General features: G+C 48.6%; 18 protein-coding genes. 10 read left to right on the forward strand and 8 right to left on the reverse strand.

Going from position 1 to position 20,601, the window contains the following annotated elements; genetic code table 11:
- Positions 1-1,419, forward strand: a 1,419-nt coding sequence (locus tag HUK38_RS02260; protein WP_202985504.1) for an Eco57I restriction-modification methylase domain-containing protein, incomplete at its 5' end; no start/stop codon positions are given.
- Positions 1,420-1,426: 7 nt separating this feature from the next.
- Here HUK38_RS02260 and queE read toward each other — a convergent pair.
- The 3 genes from queE to HUK38_RS02275 form a co-directional block, all read right to left on the reverse strand.
- On the reverse strand, positions 1,427-2,068 hold the full coding sequence (gene queE / locus HUK38_RS02265; RefSeq protein WP_182582164.1) for a 7-carboxy-7-deazaguanine synthase: 642 nt from the start codon (positions 2,066-2,068) through the stop codon (positions 1,427-1,429).
- A gap of 43 nt (positions 2,069-2,111) precedes the next feature.
- Positions 2,112-2,681: a DOMON-like domain-containing protein gene (locus tag HUK38_RS02270; RefSeq protein ID WP_182582165.1), complete on the reverse strand. Its 570-nt coding sequence runs from the start codon at positions 2,679-2,681 to the stop codon at positions 2,112-2,114.
- 63 nt (positions 2,682-2,744) lie between these two features.
- Positions 2,745-3,059 (reverse strand): hypothetical protein, encoded by a 315-nt coding sequence (locus tag HUK38_RS02275; protein ID WP_182582166.1) that lies wholly within the window; start codon positions 3,057-3,059, stop codon positions 2,745-2,747.
- Positions 3,060-3,293: 234 nt separating this feature from the next.
- Here HUK38_RS02275 and clpB point away from each other — a divergent pair, with 234 nt between their 5' ends.
- Positions 3,294-5,894: an ATP-dependent chaperone ClpB gene (clpB, locus tag HUK38_RS02280; RefSeq protein WP_182582167.1), complete on the forward strand. Its 2,601-nt coding sequence runs from the start codon at positions 3,294-3,296 to the stop codon at positions 5,892-5,894.
- Between the two features lie 118 nt (positions 5,895-6,012).
- On the opposite strand, the gene HUK38_RS02285 is transcribed toward clpB, so the two are convergent.
- Positions 6,013-6,615, reverse strand: coding sequence for a UPF0149 family protein (locus HUK38_RS02285; protein ID WP_182582168.1), 603 nt, complete (start codon positions 6,613-6,615; stop codon positions 6,013-6,015).
- A 152-nt stretch (positions 6,616-6,767) separates the two neighbouring features.
- On the opposite strand from HUK38_RS02285, the gene HUK38_RS02290 reads away from it, so the two are divergent.
- The 3 genes from HUK38_RS02290 (at position 6,768) to HUK38_RS02300 (ending at position 7,968) form a co-directional block, all read left to right on the forward strand.
- Positions 6,768-6,977 carry a TIGR02449 family protein gene (locus HUK38_RS02290; protein ID WP_182582169.1) on the forward strand — a complete coding sequence of 70 codons (210 nt, stop codon included), beginning with the start codon at positions 6,768-6,770 and terminating at the stop codon, positions 6,975-6,977.
- Entirely contained in the window at positions 6,974-7,285 is a 312-nt protein-coding gene (locus tag HUK38_RS02295) for a cell division protein ZapA (protein WP_182582170.1), read from the forward strand. Before HUK38_RS02290 ends, HUK38_RS02295 begins: the two co-directional genes overlap by 4 nt.
- A gap of 71 nt (positions 7,286-7,356) precedes the next feature.
- The gene (locus HUK38_RS02300) at positions 7,357-7,968 is read left to right on the forward strand and encodes a hypothetical protein (protein ID WP_182582171.1); all 612 of its coding nucleotides are present in this window, start codon (positions 7,357-7,359) and stop codon (positions 7,966-7,968) included.
- A 13-nt stretch (positions 7,969-7,981) separates the two neighbouring features.
- Here the strand turns inward: HUK38_RS02300 and HUK38_RS02305 are convergent, their stop codons facing one another.
- The 4 genes from HUK38_RS02305 to groES form a co-directional block, all read right to left on the reverse strand.
- Positions 7,982-9,553, reverse strand: coding sequence for a GAF domain-containing protein (locus tag HUK38_RS02305; RefSeq protein WP_182582172.1), 1,572 nt, complete (start codon positions 9,551-9,553; stop codon positions 7,982-7,984).
- Positions 9,554-9,758: 205 nt separating this feature from the next.
- On the reverse strand, positions 9,759-11,984 hold the full coding sequence (locus tag HUK38_RS02310; protein ID WP_182582173.1) for a DNA methyltransferase: 2,226 nt from the start codon (positions 11,982-11,984) through the stop codon (positions 9,759-9,761).
- A gap of 153 nt (positions 11,985-12,137) precedes the next feature.
- On the reverse strand, positions 12,138-13,778 hold the full coding sequence (groL, locus tag HUK38_RS02315) for a chaperonin GroEL (RefSeq protein ID WP_182582174.1): 1,641 nt from the start codon (positions 13,776-13,778) through the stop codon (positions 12,138-12,140).
- Positions 13,779-13,935: 157 nt separating this feature from the next.
- Positions 13,936-14,226 (reverse strand): co-chaperone GroES, encoded by a 291-nt coding sequence (groES, locus tag HUK38_RS02320; protein ID WP_182582175.1) that lies wholly within the window; start codon positions 14,224-14,226, stop codon positions 13,936-13,938.
- Between the two features lie 294 nt (positions 14,227-14,520).
- Between groES and HUK38_RS02325 the strand changes: the two genes are divergently transcribed.
- The 5 genes from HUK38_RS02325 to HUK38_RS02350 all read left to right on the forward strand — a co-directional run bounded on the left by HUK38_RS02325 (position 14,521) and on the right by HUK38_RS02350 (position 20,600).
- On the forward strand, positions 14,521-15,078 hold the full coding sequence (locus HUK38_RS02325) for a thioredoxin family protein (protein ID WP_182582176.1): 558 nt from the start codon (positions 14,521-14,523) through the stop codon (positions 15,076-15,078).
- A gap of 202 nt (positions 15,079-15,280) precedes the next feature.
- A complete protein-coding gene (gene tkt / locus HUK38_RS02330) occupies positions 15,281-17,326 on the forward strand; it encodes a transketolase (protein WP_338065348.1) in 2,046 nt (681 codons plus the stop codon).
- Positions 17,327-17,453: 127 nt separating this feature from the next.
- The gene (gap, locus tag HUK38_RS02335) at positions 17,454-18,455 is read left to right on the forward strand and encodes a type I glyceraldehyde-3-phosphate dehydrogenase (RefSeq protein ID WP_182582178.1); all 1,002 of its coding nucleotides are present in this window, start codon (positions 17,454-17,456) and stop codon (positions 18,453-18,455) included.
- Positions 18,456-18,827: 372 nt separating this feature from the next.
- Complete coding sequence (locus HUK38_RS02345) at positions 18,828-19,301, forward strand: Uma2 family endonuclease (protein WP_182582180.1); 474 nt, start codon at positions 18,828-18,830, stop codon at positions 19,299-19,301.
- A gap of 117 nt (positions 19,302-19,418) precedes the next feature.
- Positions 19,419-20,600, forward strand: coding sequence for a phosphoglycerate kinase (locus HUK38_RS02350; protein ID WP_182582181.1), 1,182 nt, complete (start codon positions 19,419-19,421; stop codon positions 20,598-20,600).
- The last annotated feature ends 1 nt before the right edge of the window (position 20,601 follow it).

Below are 20,601 nucleotides of genomic sequence, written 5' to 3' on the forward strand. Positions count from 1 at the left end.
GTATTCCAAACGGATGAAAAGGAGTTTTTTCAAGAATTCGACGCGGCAATTCAAAAGAATAAACTGCGGCTAGAGGATTGGAAAAAACAATTTTCTGGTTTTATGGCGGATGAAAAAACGCGGGCGGCGTGGTTGACTTATGCCAGTCAATTTCCATTCGTATCTAAATGGTTTAAGTCAGCGCCGCAATACGTTAATCAAACATCGGGCAAAATCAATTTGTATTTGTTATTTGTCGAGCAGTGTTTTAATTTATTGCGGGCGGGTGGTGAGTGCGGGATTGTGATTCCGTCGGGGATTTATACGGATTTGGGCGCGAAAGGCTTGCGGGATTTATTATTCGATCAGTGCGACGTGACGGGGTTGTTTTGTTTTGAAAACCGTAAAGAGATTTTTGAAAATGTGGATAGCCGATTTAAGTTTGTGGTATTGACGTTTGAAAAAGGGCAATCAACGCGGCAATTCCCCGCGGCCTTTATGCGTCATCAGGTGAATGAACTGGCGGCGTTTCCGTCATCCACCGATTTATTATTATCGGTGGAATTGATCCGCCGCTTGTCGCCCGATTCGCAGTCGGTGATGGAATTCAAAAGCGCATTGGGTGTGCAAATTGCCGAAAAACTGCTGCAATTCCCGTTATTAGGTGAAGCAATTGATGGCAAATGGAATTTAAATTTAAGGCACGGATTCAATATGACAACGGATCATCATTTATTCAAAACGGCAGCGGGTACGGGGCGATTGCCATTATTTGAAGGCAAAATGATGTGGCAATTTGAAACTGATTTTGCTAATTTTCGTTATTGGATTAATGAATACGAGGGGCGGCAGGCACTGCTTGGAAAACAAAAAGATCAAGGACAATTACTTGATTACCAAACTTATCGGGCGGCATTTAGACGTATTGCAAGCAGTACAAATCAACGTACATTTGTCGCAACAGTGATTCCGGCTCATTTTTTTATTGCTGAATCACTGAGCTATGTAACCGCTGATGTTATGGCTGATGCAGAAAAGGTATTTTTTGTTGCGCTATTGAATAGTTTTACTGTGGATTTTTATATTCGGCAAATGGTCACGGCCAATCTGAATATGTTTTATGTTTATCAAGTGCCAATTCCCCGCCTCACCGCCGCCGATCCCGCGTTTAATCCGATTGTCACTCGCGCCGCGCAATTGATTTGCACCACGCCGGCGTTTGATTCATTAGCGGAGGCGGTGGGTTTGCACTCGCATCGTGACGGCGTGACTGATTCAATTAAACGGGCAACGCTGCGCGCTGAATTAGACGGGTTAATTGCGCACTTGTATGGCTTAACTGAATTAGAATTCGCGCACGTTTTATCCACCTTTCCATTGGTGGCGGAGGAGATAAAAACGGCGGCAATGGGGGCGTATCGGGTGGGAACGGTTAATTAAATGAAGTTTAAGGGATATTCAACCACCGTTGCAATTGCACACTTAAACGCCACTGCGGATGCGCTTGACAATAAGTCAGAGCCGCATTTGTATTCTCAGTTAATTGCGCATTATTGCACGGTTGGAGAAAAAAATAGCGAAAGGCTAATGCAGCATAGTCAGCCGGATCAATTCCAATTTGCGGATAAACTAATTTCAATTCATCGCCGCCCGTTAATAATAACTGCTGCCCAGCTTTCGGGCTAACTGTCAACCAATCAATACCACGCGGAGCGCGCCGAGTACCATTGGTTTCAACGGCCACTTCACAGCCGCGTTGATGCAGTGCGTCAATTAACCTAGCGTCTAATTGCAATAACGGCTCACCGCCAGTGCAAATAATAAACGGATGAATCCCAGTGCGCTGATGAATAAACCAGCATTGGCATAAGTGATCGGCTAATTCAATCGGATCACGAAATCGCCCGCCGCCGGCACCATTGATCCCGCGAAAATCAGTGTCGCATAATTGACACAGAGCGCGGGCGCGGTCACTGTCGCGTCCTGACCACAGATTACAACCCGCGAAGCGACAAAATACCGCCGCTCGCCCGCTGTGCAACCCTTCGCCTTGCAGACTATAAAACCGTTCTTTGACGCTGTAGGGCATGACCGATCAAGAAAAATTCAGCATTAATAATAGGTTAGTCAGATCAACCAACGGTGGCGATGGGCAGCACACGGCTGGCGGCGTGGTGAAAATCAGGGCGGGCGCTCGCGTGATGCAGCGCCCAGTAGGAGAGTGACCCATCACGCGCTGCGATCACGGCCGCCAAGCCAACGGCATAGCTGTCGGCATTTGTCGCATCTGAGCCACATAAACGCGCTGGTAGCGTAAAAACCACTTGCAACGCAAAGTGCCGTGCCGTGCCGCGCCGTTGCTTGATGTATGGACGCAACTGATGATCTTGTGCCACATCACGAGCGCGGTAACTGGTGAATTGGTAACTCGCCCACTGCCCAGACGGTGAAGCGTTCAGCTCAATATAGGCGCAAGTGTTTGGTAAACCAATAAAAATTTCAAAACAGGTGGACTGCCACAGCCCATCGGTTGACTGAGATGATGTGGCAGGTGGCAAATAGACCCGATCTAGTGCGTCAATCAGCGTAAAATCGACTTGCCAGCGCCGATTTGACGCACAATGCAGCATTGCGCACACGGCCATCGTTGGTGGGGGCGTGTTTTGCGGATGCGGATGCAACATGTGGCGGTGGTGCGACATTATGAAAACATGACCCAGTGCGACAGAATTGACCTGCGCCGCACCGTGATTTCACGTCAACTATCAATGCCTTACGTCAACATATTCACGATCAATCGCCGTCTCCAGCGCCTGGGTCGCCAGCATCAACTCCTCATAGCGCCGTCGCATACTGGCCAAAGTATCAATTTCTGCGACACTCGGCACCTGCCCTTGCAAACGCATCGCTAATTCAAAAAAGGTGTGCAAATAATCCGCCCGCGCTTTAGCGACCATTTCAATAATGATGCGCAGATCAGCAAACGCCAAATCACGCACCATCGGGTTAATGGTTTTGCGATTAATTTCCCGCATTGCTGCATCAATTTCGAGAAGTAAGCGTCTATTTTCGTTTGGCATAGTCAGACCTGACAGGTGAAGGTTGCTTTTTTGTTGCATAATTACGACATATAATGACAATACAACCGCAGTGAGATCAAGTACGGTTGTTGTAATTTTGCGCCACCCTGTGATAATAAAACTATAGCACTGGTAGCGCGATAGTTAGCATAACGCATTGCTTGAATTCGACGCCATTATGCCACAAATGTTGAATAACCTTAAACAATACTTTAGGCAACCAGAGTAATTATTATGCGAATGGATAAGCTCACTTCGAGTTTTCAAACGGCGCTGGCCGATGCGCAAAGTTTAGCAATTAGATATGACCATCAATTCATTGAACCATTGCATTTAATGTTGGCATTATTGGAACAACAAGGCGGCAGTGTTAAGCATTTATTAACCGTTGCAGATGTCAATACCAATCGTCTGCAAACAGCACTCAATGACGCATTAGCCCGCCTGCCAACTGTCACCGGTGCGGGTGGTGATCTTGTGGTTTCCAACGCATTAAACCGGCTCTTAAATCAAACTGAAAAACTGGCACAACAGCGTCAAGATCAATACGTCAGTTCCGAATGGTTTGTCGTCGTAGCATTAGATGAACGTGGCGAATTAGGCAACCTATTAAAAGCGGCCGGATTGACGCAAGCGGCATTAGAACAGGCGATTGAAAAATTACGCGGCGGACAACGTGTGAATGACCCAAATGCCGAAGAACAGCGGCAAGCATTGGATAAATATTCGATTGATTTAACCGCTCGTGCCGAGCAGGGTAAATTGGATCCGGTGATTGGGCGCGATAATGAAATCCGCCGCACCATTCAAGTCCTAGCCCGCCGTACAAAAAATAATCCGGTGTTAATTGGTCTACCCGGCGTCGGTAAAACCGCGATTATTGAAGGCTTGGCACAGCGGATTATTAACGGTGAAGTGCCGGAGAGCTTAAAAACTAAACGCTTATTAGCATTAGATATGGCGGCGCTCATTGCCGGCGCCAAGTTTCGCGGTGAATTTGAAGAGCGGTTAAAAGCGGTGTTGAATGATATTGCTCGCCAAGAGGGCAAGATCATTTTATTTATTGATGAATTGCACACGATGGTTGGCGCGGGTAAAGCCGAGGGATCAATGGATGCAGGGAATATGCTTAAACCCGCATTGGCACGCGGTGAATTGCATTGCATTGGTGCAACTACGTTGAATGAATACCGCAAATATGTTGAAAAGGATGCGGCATTAGAGCGGCGTTTTCAAAAGGTACTGGTAAATGAACCGACAGTGGAAGATACCATTGCCATTTTGCGCGGCTTAAAAGAACGCTATGAAGTGCATCACGCGGTGGATATTACCGATCCGGCTATCGTGGCGGCAGCAACGCTCTCGCACCGCTATATTAGTGATCGGCAATTGCCCGATAAAGCGATTGATTTAATTGATGAAGCGGCCGCGCAAATTCGGATGGAAATTGATTCCATGCCGGAGGAAATGGATCGCCTAGATCGGCGGTTGATTCAATTAAAAATCGAGCGCGAGGTGTTGAAAAAAGAAAGTGATGATGCCTCGAAAAAACGCTTGACGGATTTGCAAGAACAGATTAGTAAATTGGAGCGCGAATTTAACGAATTAGATACCGTGTGGAAAGCAGAAAAGGCGGCGGTGCAAGGGACTGCGCATATCAAGGAGGCGTTAGATCGTGCGCGAATTGAATTGGAAACGGCACGGCGGGCGAGTGATTTAACGCGCATGTCTGAATTGCAATACGGGCGAATTCCTGAATTAGAAAAGCAATTAACCACAGCAAATCAGGTGAATAATGGTGAACATCGGTTATTGCGCAATCGGGTCACGACGGAAGAAATTGCTGACATCGTTTCTAAATGGACGGGGATTCCCGTATCAAAAATGCTCGAAGGTGAACGCGATAAATTATTGCGCATGGAAAATGAATTAGCGCAGCGCGTGGTGGGTCAACAAGAAGCGGTGCGCACGGTGGCGGATGCAATTCGCCGGGCGCGGGCGGGTTTATCAGACCCGCAGCGCCCAATTGGCTCGTTTTTATTTCTTGGCCCGACGGGTGTGGGTAAAACTGAATTATGCAAAGCACTCGCTGAGTTTTTATTTGATACCGAAGAGTCTATGGTGCGCATTGACATGTCCGAGTTTATGGAAAAACACTCGGTAGCGCGTTTAATTGGGGCGCCGCCGGGCTATGTCGGGTATGAAGAAGGCGGGTATTTAACTGAGGCGATTCGCCGCCGGCCCTATAGCTTAATTTTATTAGATGAAATTGAAAAGGCGCATCCTGATGTCTATAACATCTTATTGCAAGTGTTAGATGACGGACGCTTAACCGATGGTCAGGGGCGCACGGTGGATTTTCGCAATGCGGTGATTGTGATGACCTCAAATCTTGGCTCGGATTTAATTCAATCGCATTCCAATGAAACGCATTATGCGGCAATGAAAATTGCCGTGATGGAGGTGGTGCGGCAAGCGTTCCGCCCGGAGTTTATTAACCGATTAGATGACATCGTGGTGTTTCATTCGCTGGGGCAAGATCAGATTCGAGCAATTGCGCAGATTCAAATCAATTCATTGCGGCAGCGATTGGCGGCGCGGGAGTTGCAATTGGAGATTAGTGCCGCCGCGCTCGATCAATTAGGGCAATTGGGATTTGATCCGGTGTACGGCGCTCGACCATTAAAACGAGCGATTCGTGCGCAATTAGAAAATCCATTGGCGCAGGCGTTATTAGCTGGGCGCTTTACTGCTGGTGATACGATTGAGGTGAGCGTGAGTAGTGATGGGCAGTTTGGCTTTACGGCAGTGGTGGAGGGGGAATTGGTGGATTAGATTCACTGCCGCTGTTTGAATGACGCGGGATGGGCGTAGGCAGCAAATGATATTCTGCTGCTATTTGATGTGGTTTGCAAACGCCCGTACCCGAGAATAAAACATGGCGGCATTTGCTTTAATGATCCAGTCGTTCAACATCCAATAACATCACTGCCACGCGCACGAATTCAATCATGTCAGTCAAGGCTGTTTCATCTTCATCCACTTCAGTTGGAGCGGCATTATGATCGGCAATGGTGGATAAATCCAATTGCGTGATGGCAATTAAATCGGTGTAAATTTCCTGCGCGGGGGCGCTTAATTGATTCAATTGAATCGCCGCCAACCCACTGCCGTATAAAAAACCGCGTACCCAATCCACCAGCGCGGCGGCCTGCTCAACCAGTGCGGCGGTCGGTGGCGGGAGTAGTAGGTTAAACCGACACGTCGCATCCGCCAGTTGCTGATCGGTATATTCGGCAAGTTGCTGCAAAATAGCGGTGATGTGCGCCGATGTTGGTGCGATCTCCGCTAACCAGCGCTGTGGTGCATCAGCCGCGCCGCCGCCGCGCAAACCGCAATACATTCCCTGTGCTTCGGCGAGGGTCAACGCCAGTGGGCTGCTGGCTAACCAGTCTGCAAGTTCCACAACGTCAAGGTCGTTAATGCTGCTATCATTGGTGTCGTTAGACACCGTAGTTGCGCAATTGTCAGCGGTGGGCGGGCGTTGTTGAGACATCTTTTATCCGATTGAACCTTGTGGCACTGTAGTGATCTTGTGATGTGAGTGCTGCTACGATTAGGCAAAATATGCACCAATTGACCACATCGCAGTCCACTCAATAATATTGCATCAGTTATTTTTTATAGAGACGAATGTTAAATCGCGCAATGACCGATTTCGACCTCGACATGCTGGAAACCCAAGTCGATGAGCTGATTCGCGCCTGTGACCGCTTGCGTGAAGACAATGCGGCGTTGCGGGCGAATCAGGAGCATCTGATTGCCGAACGGGCTGAGTTGATCGAAAAAACCGAGCTGGCGCGTAACCGTATTGAGGCCATGGTGGCTCGCTTGAAAGCAATGGAGGATCAATTATGAGCCATGATACGGCGCCGGTGTCCGTTCACATCATGGATAAGGAATATCGGATTAATTGTTCACCCGAAGAGCGACGCGGGTTATTAGAATCAGCGCGGCTGCTCGATCAACGGATGCGCGAGGTGCGTCAAACCGGCCGCGCCCTGGGCAGTGATCGAATTGCCGTGATGGCGGCATTGAATGTGATTTATGAAATGATGCAGGAACGCGACCAGCAGGCATTGGCGACGACGCGCTTAAAACTGTTGCAAGAACGCATCAGTGGCGCGGTGACGGCAATGCGCGCTGTGGGTGTGCAGGATTCCTAACCCATGACAGTGATGGTGTTCAGTCGGTGCGCCGTCACGGATTTTCATCAAAACGAATAGAATGACGTGCCTTGTCAATTGAAGCGGCTTGGTTTGCGGAAGATTGCCCGATCCCGGTACTCGTTCCGCACACAGTAACAGCGCTCGACATCGCTCGCTGGTACGCGCATGGATTTGCGCATTTTCTCTCAGCACTCTCCTATTGCGATGCGTTGCGCACTTATTTGCCGGTCTGGCGTTTACCCGTACCAGAGCGGTGGTGTTTTGTGCCACGTTCATTAGAAGAAGCGGCGATGCGCTGCTACCGTTCAGCGATTCGGGAGGCGTTGGTGCGCGGTCACGGGAGCGCCAGTGGTCACGACATCGCGGCGGTGCTGGAAGAATGGGCGGCGGCGCCGGTGTTTCATCATCCAGGACTAGACGGGTTTTACGCGCAGGTGTTGGTGGATCGTACGCTCGAATTGCGCCCGCGCATTGCAGTTGACGCCACCGGTGAGCCGCCGCGCCAGCAGTATCGCGTGATCGGTGGTGTGGCACATCAGCGCTTGTTGCCACCAGTGCCGCCGGGGGATTGCTGGGCGAAAGAACCCGATTGGAGCGTGTTCACCTGGACTGGGTTAGGCAATTCGCTGTTGGATGCCTATTTTCGGCACGAGGGCGCCCGGCCACACTCTGGCGCATAGCCACCCCCCGCCGTTAAGGATCCCAGCGCCGCGATTCATGCAGTAGATCGGCATTGATCGCCCGCAGCACCAGATTGCGGAACTTTTTTGCCCGCAATAAATCCGAATCGCGCCACGGTTCGCAATGCCCGGCGGTCGTTTCCACCCAACTGGCGAAGGACGAGCGGGGCGATAACGTCTGGCTCTGCGATTCTAAAATCGTGCTTTTGCGCGGATCGCCCGCCCAGTAAACCACTTGCGGCTGTTCCGGTCGCCACCAAAGAAACACCCGTTCGCACCGCTGTTTGCCAATGAAATAATTGGCGCGAATTGCCAACAGGCCGCTGGCGCGTTCGGCGTAGGCCGCGGCGGGCGGGAAGACCTGCGGCAGGGAATCGGTGACAAACACCGGGTCTGTGATCTCGGCGGTTAACCAATCCAGTTGCGCTTGAATGGCCGCCACGTCAGGTGTTAAACCAAAGGTCGTGATGCTGCCGTTGTCCACCAGCGCCGCGCCGTCGGCATTGACCAGCGCCAGCAGTGATTTGCTCAACAACGTGCGCATGGCGCCGCCGTGATCGGATTCCGCACCGTGCAGCAAATCAAGCAGTTGCGCGATTTCGTGATCGCTGCCGCTGACTTCAAACAACCGCCGACTGTTTTGATACCCGGCAATCGCCAGCGTGAATACCTGTGCCAAATCGGCGCAGCGTTCGCGCACGGGTAAGGGCAGCAGACGCGGGCTGTTGTGGTGACAGGCTAATAATCCCCACAGGCGGCCTGACAGCACCAGTGGAAAGGAGGCGGAGGCGGTGACTTCCATGTTGCGTAAATATTGCAGGTGGACGGGTGAGACGGCGCGTAAATCTGACAGGGTTAAATCAGTAATGCCGCCATTTTGCCCGAGAATCGGTACAGGGACGGCGTTCACGTCGCTGATTTGGCGGTGGCGATTTTTCAAATACAGGCTGCGGGCAATGCGCGGGATGTCGGAGGCGGGAAAGCGGAGCCCCGAGTAGGACAGCGCCTCGGGAATGCTGCTTTCGTTAATCACTTCGCCGCAGTCGTCACCGCGAAACCGGTAGAGCATCACGCGATCAAAGCCGCTGATGGTGCGCAACTCATCGGTTAATAACTGACAATGGCGTTGCCATTCGTCCTCGCTGTAGGGCATTCGGTAAAAGCGGTGCGGGATGGGGCGATAGGCGTCATGGCGCTGGTTGAACGGCAGCGATTGTTCCAGTTCCAGCAGCCAGTGGGTGTCGGTGCAGGACAGTAACCCGTCAAGACCGCCGTGCGTGACGCTGTTTAACAGATACGGGTAGAGCGTTTTGTCCGGCGCGGTGTTCATCCACACGTCAGCGCGGTTGGGGCTGACATCGGGATGTTCGGGCGGGAAATCGGGAATTAACGCGGTGAGCGGCTGCCCAAGAACGGCGTCCGGCGCGACCTGCAACCAGTCGGTGACATTGGCGCTGACATAACGGATGCACGGATCGCCGGCGTAACCACCGAGTAATACGCCAAATGGTTGAATGGCTTGCGCGTGATGCAATTGCTCACGTTCGCACTCGTCTACAAAACCTTGTAAAGATAACTTGCTCATTATGTATGACGCCGGTTGCAGTTGGTTTACACACTGTTTGAACGGTTATTGTCGCATAAGTATTAGCGACGCGGCACTCAATTGCGACAGGGGATGTGACAATTGACTGGTCATGGCGCCAGTTGGATGAATTCAATCAAATTGTAGTGAGTGGTGGCATTGCGTTGGGGATCAAAACGAAATCACCTAAATGACACATGAGGCATTAGTCAAAAAACTGTTGCTGTCCTGGGGTTTTGAGTTTCCAACTGTCGGCATCTATACGAATTGCAATGTCTTCTAAAACAGTAAGAATGGTTTGATTTTCGGGCGTGGTGCCGTTTTTCAGTAATGGCATGATGTATAAAACGATCTCATCAAACCGTGCCGGCGTGTGTTCTATGTCCATGCGCCGCAAATAAGACATCAGGTAATAACGCACTCTTAAATGAAGATCAATGTTGGTTTTGAATTGCCGACCTGTTTTCAAAGTAAATAATTCTGTTTGGTCGTCATAATCAAATAGGTCTAACAAAATGGGCGTGAGGTCGCTGTATTCTTTTTTCATCAAATCCAAAAAGCCCAACTCTAACCCTTTGATAATCAATTCATCGTTCAGCTGCTCTAATGAGGCGCCGTTATTTTTTGCAATCACACCTTCAATGGTTTGTAAAATAATGTCACCAATCCGCGCCCCGAGGGCGGCTTTTATGATATAGCGCGGGCGGCGTACTTTTCTAAAGTTAATAATTAGTTGGCCGGATAATACGGTGAATGGATTTTGGCGTTTTTTGAAACTGGTTTGACCGTTTTTCTGCGCCACCGCGCCGGCGTATTCAAATCCGCACCGTTCGGCTGTTTCAATAATCAGATGCCAAAATTCTGGATCCTTGTGTGCAAACACAAAACTCATCCAGCGGTCAAACTTCAATACGCGGTACATTTCGGCAATACTTTTAGCAATTAAATCGTTGTATTCAGCTTTACTTTTACCCAATTCGCCGCCTTCAATAGCTTCTAATTGGTAGTCTGCCGGGGTGACGGGTAGATCAAGCCACGCATTCCATATAATAGACAAGTCTAAATAGGCAATCTTTTTACCATAGGGTGGGTCGGTGTAAATGTAATCTATGCTTTCGTTATTCAAAAAAGACAGGTCTGTAGCACTTTGTTTTACAGCCTTTAAATTGTGTATGGTGTTTTCGTTAATGTTTGGGAATATCTCTTTTTTTGCAGCTAAAACCCGTTCAAATTTTCTTTCAAAAACTTGCATGACATCCAATATTGTAGGGATTTTAGCCATTCTGTAACGATAATAATAACCGAAATGATTGCCGCCACCATGTGGTGTGGCATGGAAGGTTAGATTACATAAAGATACGGTATTGTAAAATGCAAGCAATAACGATTTTTTAATGGATTCATTTGGCTCTTGTAAAATCAGGTATCGTAAAAAAGCGAGTTGCGCCAGTTGCGCTTTAGAGAATAACTTTTCCACTTTAGGGACATCTGAATTTTTAGGCAAGACGTATCCTTTTGGGTACGAATAATTTTTCAAATATTGATTTATTTTATGAGTTGTTTTTGGTTCATTTTTTACATAAGTTGCTTTAATTTTATCAAAAGAACGCTGCAAATGTTCTATATCCACAGGTGCGGACAAACTATCCACTATAAAAACAGACAATGGATTGATGTCGAGGTGAATAGCACGACGGCCAACCATCATTGCTTCAATTGCCGTTATACCACTTCCTCCAAACGGGTCTAAAACTAAGTCATCCTTTTGCGAAAAATTTTTAATGTACTCCCGAACAACATTCCAGCTTTGTCTAGTAAAATAAGCAGTCACCCCAAAATGTCGTTTTGCCGCCTGTTTTTTTACGCGAATTTCTTCTAATAATGGGCGGGTTGCGTAATCAAATTCCACCTTGCGCACTGGTGTTTTCAATACATAGGTCAGCGTTTTACCGCTTTGGAACGAACTAGGCGATAAGTACGCGCTCAATTCATCCCAATACGCATCAAGTTCGGCTAATTCAAAATACAAAATGGGTAATTGCTCATCCTGCCGAAATAACGCGAACGCTCGTCCATTACACAATGCAAAGAATTTGGTGCGAATTTCTGGGTGAATACTATAGGAATAAACCTGTTCGACATTAGCCCCAGTTTGAATATTTTGATTTGGCGACTTCGCATCAAGTACCCACGCATAATTATCCTGCACCTTTAATAGATAATCAGGAATTAATGTCACCGGCCGCTTTTTACTCCCCACTGTTAAAACCGGGTGTTTTAATGCTTTACTGCGTACAATGTGCGCCTGCTCATAGCCAAGTGCATACAACAACGGCAAAATAAGAACTTCCCGAACGCTGTCTTCTTTAAACGTCGGTTGATCTAGGTTCTCGAATTGAAATTGTGGAAATAATTCGGCAACTTTGCTCATAACAATGGATCGTGATTGCAGTCATTGATTACTACAATAACTATGATCGCCTAACCGTGTCAAACACTGTTATGAAGGCAATAAAAAAACCTCCCTGTCATTTAAGCCAGGGAGGTTTTTTTGCTACGCGCTAATACAGCGCGGGCAATTCACTTACATCATATCCATATCGCCCATGCCACCCATGCCGCCCGCACCAGCGCTTGGCGCATCTTTCTTCGGTAATTCGGCAACCATTGCTTCAGTGGTAATCATTAAACCGGCAATTGAACACGCATTTTGTAATGCGGTGCGCGTCACTTTGGTTGGGTCTAAAATGCCCATTTCCACTAAATCACCGTATTCACCATTGGCGGCGTTATAACCAAAGTTACCTTCACCCTGCGCCACCTTGTGTAATACCACTGACGCCTCGGCACCGGCATTAGCCACGATTTGACGCAATGGCTCTTCCATTGCCCGCAGCGCAATTGTAATGCCGACATCTTGATCGTGATTACTACCAGTTAATCCACGCACTTTATTTAATGCACGCACTAATGCCACGCCACCGCCGGGCACAACTCCTTCTTCAACCGCCGCCCGCGTGGCATGTAACGCATCTTCCACCCGCGCTTTTTTCTCTTTCATTTCCACTTCAGTGGCCGCGCCAACTTTAATCACCGCCACGCCACCGGCCAATTTAGCCAACCGCTCTTGCAATTTCTCACGGTCATAATCAGACGTGGTTTCTTCCATTTGGGCGCGAATCTGTTCGCAGCGACTTTTAATATCCACTTCAGAACCAGCGCCATCAATAATGGTGGTTTCTTCTTTGCTGATCTGCACCTTTTTCGCTTGACCCAAATCATTCAGCGTGGCTTTTTCTAATGACAAGCCGACTTCTTCCGAAATAACCGTCGCGCCAGTCAGAATAGCGATGTCTTGCAACATGGCTTTACGGCGATCACCAAAACCGGGCGCCTTGACTGCGCAGACTTTAATAATGCCGCGAATAGAGTTGACCACCAACGTCGCTAATGCTTCGCCTTCAACATCTTCGGCAATAATTAACAGCGGCTTACCCGATTTGGCCACGCCTTCTAATACCGGCAATAAATCCCGAATGTTGGAAATTTTCTTGTCATGCAGCAGAATGAACGGCGCTTCTAATTCAGATGTTTGGCTCTGCTGGCTGTTAATAAAATAGGGCGACAAATAACCACGATCAAACTGCATTCCTTCGACCACGTCGAGTTCATTTTGCAGTGACTTGCCTTCTTCAACCGTAATCACGCCTTCTTTACCGACCTTTTCCATTGCTTCGGCAATGATCTGTCCAATCGAATCATCGGAATTGGCAGAAATAGTACCGACTTGGGCAATTTCTTTATTATCAGAACAGGGGCGGGACAGGGTGCGCAATTGACCAACGGCGGCTTCCACAGCCTTATCCATACCGCGTTTCAAATCCATTGGATTCATGCCAGCCGCAACCGCTTTTAATCCTTCGCGCACCATTGCTTGCGCTAATACGGTGGCGGTGGTGGTGCCATCACCAGCGACATCAGATGTTTGGGACGCAACTTCCTTAACCATTTGCGCGCCCATGTTTTCAAACTTGTCAGATAATTCGATTTCTTTAGCGACTGACACGCCATCTTTCGTCACGGTGGGTGAACCGAATGACTTTTCTAATACGACATTGCGCCCTTTGGGGCCTAATGTGACCTTGACTGCATTGGCAAGGATATTCACACCGTCCATCATGCGCGCCCGCGCATCAATACCAAACTTGACTTCTTTTGCACTCATTACAGTGGCTCCTGTCAGCGACATAAACTGGTGCCCATGATCGGGCGTTATTAATTAAAAACTGGGATGATTGCGCAATGCACATCAATTGTGGCGGGGTGCTAAACGACGCGATTTGACGCAATACGTTTAATGCTAGTACCTGCCACGCAGTGAATTATTTTTCAATCACGCCCATGATGTCTTCTTCACGCATTACCAAGAATTCTTGTCCGTCAATTTTCACTTCGGTGCCGGAATATTTGCCAAATAACACCGTGTCACCGACCTTGACATCTAATGGCCGGGCTGTGCCACTTTCTAAAACTTTGCCATTACCAACCGCAATGACTTCGCCGCGAATCGGCTTTTCGGCCGCACTATCTGGAATAACAATGCCACCTGCGGAGGTGCGCTCTTCTTCCATACGGCGAATGACGACGCGGTCGTGTAAGGGGCGGATTTTCATTGATTCACTCTCCTGTTTAATTTCGGATTCAATTCACGCGATGGTGCTACCCTTGCACGGGTGCGCTGAGGTGTTAGCACTCATGTCTAGCGAGTGCTAATCATAGTGACGAAAACGGCAATGTCAAGGGTCCGTTGCAAGCGGTGCGGCGGCGCGGGCGTGTGACGGCGCTGATAGGTCAGGCGGGGCGGGTCACTAACTCTTTGATTAGACGTTGATTAAATACCAATACTCCGCTACCATGCGCGGGTGTTGATAGGGTTTAACCAAAGTTGAGAGCGAGGTGCGATTGCGATGGTTTCGTTAGAAACACCGGTGTGTGATTTTGGCCAAGCGGCCCCGGACTTTGCGCTGCCCGGCGTGGACGGTAAGTTATGGCGGCGGGATAATTGCAAGGGCGACAAGGGGTTACTGGTGATGTTCATTTGTAACCACTGCCCGTATGTGCAGGCGGTGCGCGAGCGATTGGTGCGCGACACGCAAGAATTAATCGCGCTGGGCATCGGCTGCGTGGCGATCATGTCCAACGACGCGACCGATTACCCCGAAGACAGTTTCGACAACATGCGCCGCGTCGCCGAGCAATTTGGCTACCCGTTCCCGTATTTATTCGACGAAAATCAAGCAGTTGCCCAAGCCTACGGCGCAGTTTGCACCCCGGACTTTTTCGGTTACAACGCCGACCTCGGGTTACAATATCGCGGGCGGTTAGACGCCAGCCGCAAAGAAACCGCGCCCGCCGACGTGCGGCGTGACCTGTTTGAAGCGATGCGGCAAGTGGCGCTCACCGGCCGCGGCCCCGCCGAACAAATCCCCAGCGTCGGCTGTTCAATCAAATGGCGCACGGCGTAATCAATCAGCGATAAACTGCCCTTGTCATGTCACAAGCGCAGTGTCCTTGTCGCCACTAGGCAACTTGCGGCAAAATGCTGAATCTTTTGCGCCTGCAATTGGTGAACGGGCGCAAACCTGTGGGCTTTACCACCACGCCGTCGGGTTTATGACGTGACGATCCAGCGCGGCGGTGTGGCATTTACCATCACCAGCGGACAGAATTTCGGTCAACCAGTGTGATTTAAGGAGGGGCTTGATGTCCTCACGCAAAGAACTTGCCAATGCGATTCGGGTACTTTCAATGGATGCGGTGCAAAAGGCCAATTCCGGCCACCCCGGCGCACCAATGGGAATGGCGGATATTGCCGAAGTGTTGTGGAATGATTTTATGAATCATAACCCGACTAATCCGCAATGGGTCAATCGGGATCGCTTTGTTCTGTCTAATGGTCATGGCTCAACGTTAATTTATGCGTTATTGCATTTGACCGGCTATGCACTGACAATTGATGACTTAAAACAATTCCGTCAATTGCATTCCAAAACGCCCGGGCATCCCGAATACGGCTATGCACCCGGCATTGAAACCACGACCGGGCCATTAGGTCAGGGCATTACCAACGGCGTCGGAATGGCGATTGCTGAAAAAGCATTAGCCGCGCAGTTTAATAAACCCGGGCATACCATTGTCGATCATCATACCTATGTATTTTTAGGCGATGGCTGCATGATGGAAGGCATCTCACACGAGGCCTGTTCACTCGCTGGCGCATTGGGGTTGGGCAAGTTAATTGCCATGTATGATGATAACAACATTTCTATTGACGGCGAAGTACGCGGTCATGGTAATACCCCGGGCTGGTTTTTAGATAATACGCCCAAACGCTTTGAAGCCTATGGTTGGCATGTCATTCCTAAAGTAGATGGCCACGATCCTGAAGCGGTGAAAGCGGCAATTGAACAAGCGCGCAGCGTCACTGACAAACCCAGTTTAATTTGCTGTCAAACTATTATTGGCTATGGCTCGCCGAATAAACAGGGTAAAGAAGAATGCCACGGCGCCGCTTTAGGTGATGATGAAGTGGCGCGGTCACGCGAGTATTTAGGTTGGCCATATCCGCCCTTTGTCATTCCTGATGTCATTTATCAAGGGTGGGATGCAAAAGAACGCGGTAAGCAATTAGAAAATGACTGGAATGCGCAATTTACCGCCTATGCTAAATCCTATCCGACGGAAGCGGCCGAATTAAAACGGCGTATGGCAGGTGAATTACCTGCCGATTGGGCGCAGCAGGCTGATGCCTTTGTTGCGTCAGTGGTTGAAAAGGGCGAAACCATTGCCTCGCGTAAAGCATCACAAAATGCGTTGAATGGATTTGGTCCATTATTACCCGAATTGCTCGGCGGTTCAGCCGATTTAGCTGGGTCTAATTTGACGCTGTGGAAAGGTTGCAAGGGTATTGGCAAGAGCAATGAACCGGGCAATTATCTGTATTACGGCGTGCGCGAATTTGGCATGTCGGCCATTATGAATGGCATTGCGTTGCACGGCGGTTTTATTCCCTACGGCGCAACTTTCTTGATGTTTTCTGAATACGCCCGCAATGCGTTACGCATGGCTGCGTTAATGAAAATCCCCGGCATTTTTGTGTATACGCATGATTCAATTGGTTTGGGTGAAGATGGCCCGACGCATCAACCCGTTGAGCAAATTCCAACGCTGCGCATGATTCCAAATATGCGCGTGTGGCGGCCATGTGATGCGGTGGAATCAGCGGTGGCGTGGAAATTAGCAATTGAACGCCGCACCGGCCCGAGTTGTTTAATTTTCTCGCGGCAAAATTTACCGCACATGCCGCGCACCGCCGCGCAATTAACTGATATTGCACGGGGCGGTTATGTATTGCGCGATTGTGCCGGGACACCTGATGTCATTTTAATTGCTACCGGGTCAGAAGTTGAATTAGCAATCAAAGCCTCCGAGGCAATGACGGATAAAGCGGTGCGCGTCGTTTCAATGCCATGCACCAATGCGTTTGATGCGCAAGATGCCGCTTATAAGGAATCAGTTTTACCCAAAGCCGTGACCGCCCGCGTGGCAATTGAAGCGGCGGTGACTGATGGCTGGTGGAAATATGTCGGCAGTCAAGGCGCGGTATTAGGCATTGATCGTTTCGGTGAATCAGCGCCCGCCGGTGCATTATTCAAAGAGTTTGGATTTACGGTTGACAATGTCGTTGCAATCACGAAAAACATCTTATCATAATAGATGAATCGTGACGGGGCGGTATTAATAAACGAATACCGCTTCATGCCGCATTGGTCACATTAGAGTTTCTGAAACGTAGTCATTAGCACTGCCATTTTTTTATTCTCAACGAGGAGTTTAACGCATGACACTGAAAGTTGGTATCAATGGGTTTGGTCGGATTGGTCGTATGGCGTTTCGCGCAATTGCCAAAGATTTCCCCGGGATTGAAGTGGTCGGAATTAATGATTTGCTTGACCCCGATTATTTAGCTTACATGTTGAAATATGACTCCGTGCATGGCAATTTTAATGGTGACATCGCCATTGATGGTCACACCATGATTGTGAATGGCAAGCGTATTCGTTTGACCGCCGAACGTGATCCAGCCAATTTGAAATGGGGTGAGATTGGTGCCGAATTAGTGATTGAATGCACCGGCTTTTTCCTCGATGAACCCTCCTGTCAAAAACATATTCAAGCGGGCGCAAAAAAGGTGGTGCAGAGCGCGCCGTCTAAAGATTCAACGCCGATGTTTGTTTATGGTGTGAATCATAAAACCTATGCCGGTCAAGCAATTATTTCAGCCGCATCCTGCACCACCAATTGTTTAGCGCCAGTGGCCAAGGTGCTGCATGATAATTGGGGCATTAAACGCGGTTTAATGACTACCGTTCATGCTGCGACTGCCACGCAAAAGACCGTTGATGGACCGTCAATGAAAGATTGGCGCGGCGGACGCGGTATTTTGGAAAACATCATTCCATCTTCCACTGGCGCAGCTAAAGCAGCCGGCAAGGTATTACCCGAATTAAATGGCAAATTAACCGGCATGGCTTTCCGGGTGCCAACCTCGGATGTATCAGTGGTGGATTTGACGGTTGAATTGAATAAAGAAGCCAAATATGACGAGATTTGTGCGGCAATGAAAGCGGCATCACAATCCGGCGATTTGGCTGGCGTATTGGCTTATACCGATGAAAAGGTCGTTTCAACTGATTTTCGCGGTAAATCAACGCCATCTATTTTTGATTCCGAAGCCGGTATTGCACTCGACCCAACTTTTGTCAAAGTGGTGGCGTGGTATGACAATGAATACGGTTATACCTGCAACATGTTGCGTATGGTTGAACATGTCGCAAAATAATTGAATGATAGAGGGTGACGCAATCATCATTACAATAATTTTGGTGATTGCGTTTTTTGCTGTGAATTTGATTAGCATTCGGGAGTTACACAATGAAAGAGCTGTTAATTCTTTTTCTCGTGGTAATGGTTGTTGGCTTGGGTGTAGTATTTTTTAATGGGCGGTCACATTCGATTAATTTTCATTACAATTGCAATATAGATATTCCCTGGTACGAAGCAATTTTCCTTGACATCAATAAATGTCCCGGTGCGCATCAATAAATGTTAGTGTTAAATTTTGCACATTAATAATATGACTAGTCTTTTACTTATGAGAGTACGCCGTTGTGTTCGCGTACTCTTTTGTATTTCAACTTAGTACGCGAAAACCATGCACTGGGAAGACATCTGTGCGCATCCAAGTTTGCAGGATTTGCCATTCAAGATTGAAACGAATGCAAATGGGCAAATTGTGATGAATGCGGTCAAAGTTGCCCATGCCCTGTATCAGGGTGAAATTGAACATTTACTACGATTATTATTACCAACCGGCAAAACCTTGCCTGAGTGCGCAATTAAAACAGCGCAAGGTATTCGTGTCGCTGATGTCGCGTGGGTTTCGCAATCACGTTTAATGACTATTCGACATGAAGCGGCGTGTTCTATTGCACCCGAGATTTGCATTGAGGTCTATTCTGACAGCAATACTGATGATGAAATGCAGGAAAAACGGGCATTGTATTTTGCTTGTGGGGCGCATGAAGTTTGGGTATGTCGAGATGGCGTTATGTCTTTTTATCATGCGCAAGGACAATTGGATTATTCATTATTGGCGCCGCAATTTCCCGTACAAGTGATGATTTAATCGGTTACCGTCCTCTGTTATCTATCAACAACTCCCCCGTCCGTTCTTAATTGTCCCAGATAATTGTTGGCACTTTTTTATTGTACGACACTGTTTGACACCACGAGGAATTTGACGATGGCCTTTATTAAACTCACTGATCTTGATTTAGCCGGCAAGCGCGTTCTTATTCGTTCTGATCTGAATGTGCCAATTAAAAATGGCAAGGTGACATCAGATGCGCGCATTACCGCCTCAATGCCAACCTTTGAGCATTGTATTAAAGCCGGCGCCAAAGTGATGGTGATGTCACATTTAGGTCGCCCGCAAGAAGGCGTGTTTTCTGAAGAAGATTCACTCAAACCAGTGGCAGAGACACTTGGTGCGAAAATGGGGCGGGAGATTCGTTTAATTCAAGATTATCTCACCAATGTGCCGCAGGTTGCGAATGGTGAATTAGTTTTATTAGACAATGTGCGCTTTAATAAAGGTGAAGGTAAAGACAACGAAGCATTAGCTAAACAATACGCGGCATTATGCGATGTATTTGTCATGGATGCGTTTGGCACGGCACATCGGGCGCAAGCATCAACACATGGCGCGGGGCAATTCGCCCCCGTTGCCTGCGCCGGTTTATTATTAGCCGAGGAATTAGATGCGCTGCAAAAAGCATTAGCCAATCCTGCGCGCCCAATGGTGGCGATTGTTGGCGGTTCAAAGGTGTCAACCAAATTAACGGTATTAGAAGCCTTATCAGAAAAGGTTGACCAATTGGTGGTTGGCGGCGGCATTGCTAATACCTTTTTGGCGGCCGCCGGTTTTCCCGTTGGCAAATCATTATGTGAACATGATTTAATCCCGATGGCAAAGATGTTAATGGAAAAAATGGCAGCGCGCAATGCAATTATTCCAATTGCTACGGATGTCGTGTGCGGTAAAAAGTTCGATGAAAACGAGCCAGCGGTGATTAAAAACGCAGCCGATGTTGTTGATGATGACATGATCTTTGATATTGGCCCGCAGTCCGCGCAAGTATTAGCCGACATCATTGCCAAAGCCGGCACCATTGTTTGGAATGGTCCCGTTGGCGTATTTGAATTCGATCAATTCGGTGAAGGAACAAAAACCGTTTCATTCGCCATTGCTAATGCAAATGGCTTTAGTTTAGCGGGCGGTGGTGACACCATTGCCGCTATTCAAAAATACGACATTTATAATCAAGTGTCTTATATTTCCACCGCCGGCGGCGCGTTTTTAGAATATCTCGAAGGTAAAACTTTGCCCGCGGTGGCGATGCTCGAAGCGCGTGCAAGTCGTTGAA

Origin of the sequence: Thiospirillum jenense (assembly GCF_014145225.1) — a bacterium.
Taxonomy (GTDB): domain Bacteria; phylum Pseudomonadota; class Gammaproteobacteria; order Chromatiales; family Chromatiaceae; genus Thiospirillum; species Thiospirillum jenense.